This window comes from Kitasatospora sp. NPDC024654, from assembly GCF_055559155.1.
Genome location: NZ_JBVHLF010000012.1, coordinates 1 through 3,368 on the forward strand (window position 1 = coordinate 1; position 3,368 = coordinate 3,368).

3 protein-coding genes are annotated in these 3,368 nt (G+C 69.4%); all 3 read left to right on the plus strand.

What is annotated here, in order from left to right; translation table 11 throughout:
- Positions 1-355 precede the first annotated feature (355 nt).
- Complete coding sequence (locus ACZ38L_RS09890; protein WP_396564335.1) at positions 356-973, plus strand: ATP-dependent Clp protease proteolytic subunit; 618 nt, start codon at positions 356-358, stop codon at positions 971-973.
- Positions 974-1,029: 56 nt separating this feature from the next.
- Entirely contained in the window at positions 1,030-1,686 is a 657-nt protein-coding gene (locus ACZ38L_RS09895; protein ID WP_465691069.1) for an ATP-dependent Clp protease proteolytic subunit, read from the plus strand.
- A gap of 263 nt (positions 1,687-1,949) precedes the next feature.
- Positions 1,950-3,239 carry an ATP-dependent Clp protease ATP-binding subunit ClpX gene (clpX, locus tag ACZ38L_RS09900; protein WP_396564258.1) on the plus strand — a complete coding sequence of 430 codons (1,290 nt, stop codon included), beginning with the start codon at positions 1,950-1,952 and terminating at the stop codon, positions 3,237-3,239.
- Positions 3,240-3,368: the final 129 nt, after the last annotated feature.

Sequence of the window (3,368 nt, forward strand, 5' to 3'; positions counted from 1 at the left end):
CCCCCCCCCCCCCCCCCCCCCCCCCCCCCCCCCCCCCCCCCCCCCCCCCCCCCCCCCCCCCCCCCCCCCCCCCCCCCCCCCCCCCCCCCCGCCGTGCTCCGCCACCCCCTGCCTGCTCTGCCGTCCCCGGTGACCCTGCGCTCACAGCGAACAGTTCTGCGTGGGGGATGGTGGGGCGGGGCCTGCGCGTTAGGGTCGAGGAAGGCAAGCTTTCAACCGTGCGGGCAGGGCGGCCCGGCGCAGGCCCGCGCCAGGGTGCCCGCCCCGGTCCCCGTATGTGACGTAGTGACGGTCGAACAGACGGACCGTCCGAATCGACTGAGCAGGTGGCTAAGTGACGTTCCCGCAGATGCAGATGCCTGGCCTCATGACGCCGCGCGCCGCCGGTGGTGACGTGCTCGGCGGACTGGGCGACCAGGTCTACAACCGGCTGCTCAACGAGCGCATCATCTTCCTCGGCCAGCAGGTCGACGACGACATCGCCAACAAGATCACCGCTCAGCTGCTGCTGCTCGCCGCCGAGCCGGAAAAGGACATCTTCCTCTACATCAACTCCCCCGGTGGCTCGATCACGGCCGGCATGGCGATCTACGACACCATGCAGTACATCAAGAACGACGTGGTCACCATCGCGATGGGCATGGCGGCCTCGATGGGCCAGTTCCTGCTGACCGCGGGCACCCCCGGCAAGCGCTTCTCGCTGCCGAACGCCAACATCCTGATGCACCAGCCCTCGGCGGGCCTCGGTGGTTCGGCCACCGACATCCGGATCCAGGCCGAGCAACTGCTCCGCACCAAGCAGCGGATGTCCGAGCTGATCGCGCACCACAGCGGCCAGACCTTCGAGCAGATCACCAAGGACTCCGACCGGGACCGCTGGTTCACCGCCGAGGAGGCCAAGGAGTACGGCCTGATCGACGACATCATGCACAGCGCCGCGGACGTTCCCGGCGGCGGTGGCACCGGCGCCTGAGCGCCCACGCCCCGCATCCCAGACACGTCGGCACGCATCCGGAGGACGGACCCGCAATGAACCTTCCCATCACCCCCCGCGGCGAGCACCAGGGCCCCCGCGCCGAGGGTCGTTACATCGTCCCGCGCTTCGTCGAGCGCACCTCGCAGGGCATCCGCGAGTACGACCCGTACGCCAAGCTGTTCGAGGAGCGCATCATCTTCCTCGGCTCGCAGGTGGACGACGTCTCGGCGAACGACATCATGGCCCAGCTGCTCTGCCTGGAGTCGATGGACCCGGACCGCGAGATCCAGATGTACATCAACTCGCCCGGCGGCTCCTTCACGGCGCTCACCGCCATCTACGACACCATGCAGTACGTGAAGCCGGACATCACCACGGTCTGCATGGGCCAGGCGGCCTCCGCCGCGGCCGTGCTGCTGGCGGCCGGCACCCCCGGCAAGCGGATGGCGCTGCCGAACGCCCGGATCCTGATCCACCAGCCGTACACCGAGACCGGCCGTGGCCAGGTCTCCGACCTGGAGATCCAGGCCAAGGAGATCTTCCGGATGCGCGAGCAGCTGGAGACCATGCTGGCCAAGCACTCGAACAAGGACATCGAGCAGGTCCGCGACGACATCGAGCGGGACAAGATCCTCACCGCCGAGGAGGCCCTGGAGTACGGGCTGGTCGACCAGATCATCTCGACCCGCAAGAAGTCGCTCACCGACTGACGCCGTCCGTCGGCACACGCGCGCCGGGGCGGGGCGTACCACCGGGTACGCCCCGCCTCCGCCGGGCCCGGGCCCGGCGTCGACAGCATCTGTTCGGTATCAATTCGCCCAGGGCGTACGGCAGAGCTGTCGAAGACGGCTGATTCTGCGAATCGGCAGAGTACCGTCGGATACCGAGACCGAACCGCCGCACGGGCGGGCGCCCGGTCCACAGCACCAGGCCCCGGACCCCCGCGGGGCCCCTGGCGAAGGGGAAGCACCTCGTGGCACGCATCGGAGACGGTGGCGACCTGCTCAAGTGCTCGTTCTGCGGCAAGTCGCAGAAGCAGGTGAAGAAGCTGATCGCCGGCCCAGGCGTGTACATCTGTGACGAGTGCATCGACCTGTGCAACGAGATCATCGAGGAGGAACTCGCCGAGACCTCCGAGGTGCGCTTCGAGGAGCTGCCGAAGCCCCGCGAGATCTACGAGTTCCTCGACCAGTACGTGGTCGGCCAGGACCTCGCCAAGAAGGCGCTGTCGGTGGCGGTCTACAACCACTACAAGCGGGTGCAGGCGGGTGAGGCCGGCCGCAGCGGCGGCAACGGCCGCGAGGACGCCATCGAGCTGGCCAAGTCCAACATCCTGCTGCTCGGTCCCACCGGCTCCGGCAAGACCCTGCTCGCGCAGACCCTGGCCCGGATGCTGAACGTCCCCTTCGCCATCGCCGACGCCACCGCGCTGACCGAGGCCGGCTACGTCGGCGAGGACGTCGAGAACATCCTGCTCAAGCTGATCCAGGCGGCCGACTACGACGTCAAGAAGGCCGAGACCGGGATCATCTACATCGACGAGATCGACAAGGTCGCCCGGAAGAGCGAGAACCCGTCGATCACCCGGGACGTCTCCGGCGAGGGCGTGCAGCAGGCGCTGCTGAAGATCCTGGAGGGCACCACCGCCTCGGTGCCGCCGCAGGGCGGGCGCAAGCACCCGCACCAGGAGTTCATCCAGATCGACACCACCAACGTGCTGTTCATCGTCGGCGGCGCGTTCGCCGGCCTGGAGCGGATCATCGAGGGCCGGTCGGGGGCCAAGGGCATCGGCTTCGGCGCGACCATCCGCTCCAAGCGGGAGGTCGACGCGAGCGACCACTTCCGCCAGGTGATGCCGGAGGACCTGGTGAAGTTCGGGATGATCCCGGAGTTCATCGGCCGTCTCCCGGTGATCACCAGCGTGCACAACCTGGACCGCGAGGCGCTGCTGCAGATCCTCACCGAGCCGAAGAACGCGCTGGTCAAGCAGTACCGCAAGCTGTTCGAACTCGATGGTGTGGAGCTGGAGTTCAGCCGGGACGCGCTGGAGGCCATCGCCGACCAGGCGATCCTGCGCGGCACCGGCGCCCGTGGCCTGCGCGCGATCATGGAGGAGGTGCTGATGTCCGTGATGTACGAGGTGCCCTCCCGCCAGGACGTCGCCCGGGTCGTGGTCACCGGGGACGTGGTCTCCAAGCACGCGATCCCGACCCTGGTCCCGCGCGACATGATCAAGCGCGAGCGGCGCGACAAGAGCGCCTGAGCTCCCGGAACCGGGGGGGGGGGGGGGGGGGGGGGGGGGGGGGGGGGGGGGCGCGGCGGGGGCGGGGGGGGGGGGGGGTTGTGCGCCCTCGTGCTGGGATCGCACGCGCCGTGTATCGCGGCTGCGCCC

Coding starts and splice junctions, on each gene's coding strand:
- ACZ38L_RS09890 (WP_396564335.1), top strand. CDS start 356: ATGCCTGGCCTCATGACGCCGCGCGCCGCCGGTGGTGACGTGCTCGGC.
- ACZ38L_RS09895 (WP_465691069.1), top strand. CDS start 1,030: ATGAACCTTCCCATCACCCCCCGCGGCGAGCACCAGGGCCCCCGCGCC.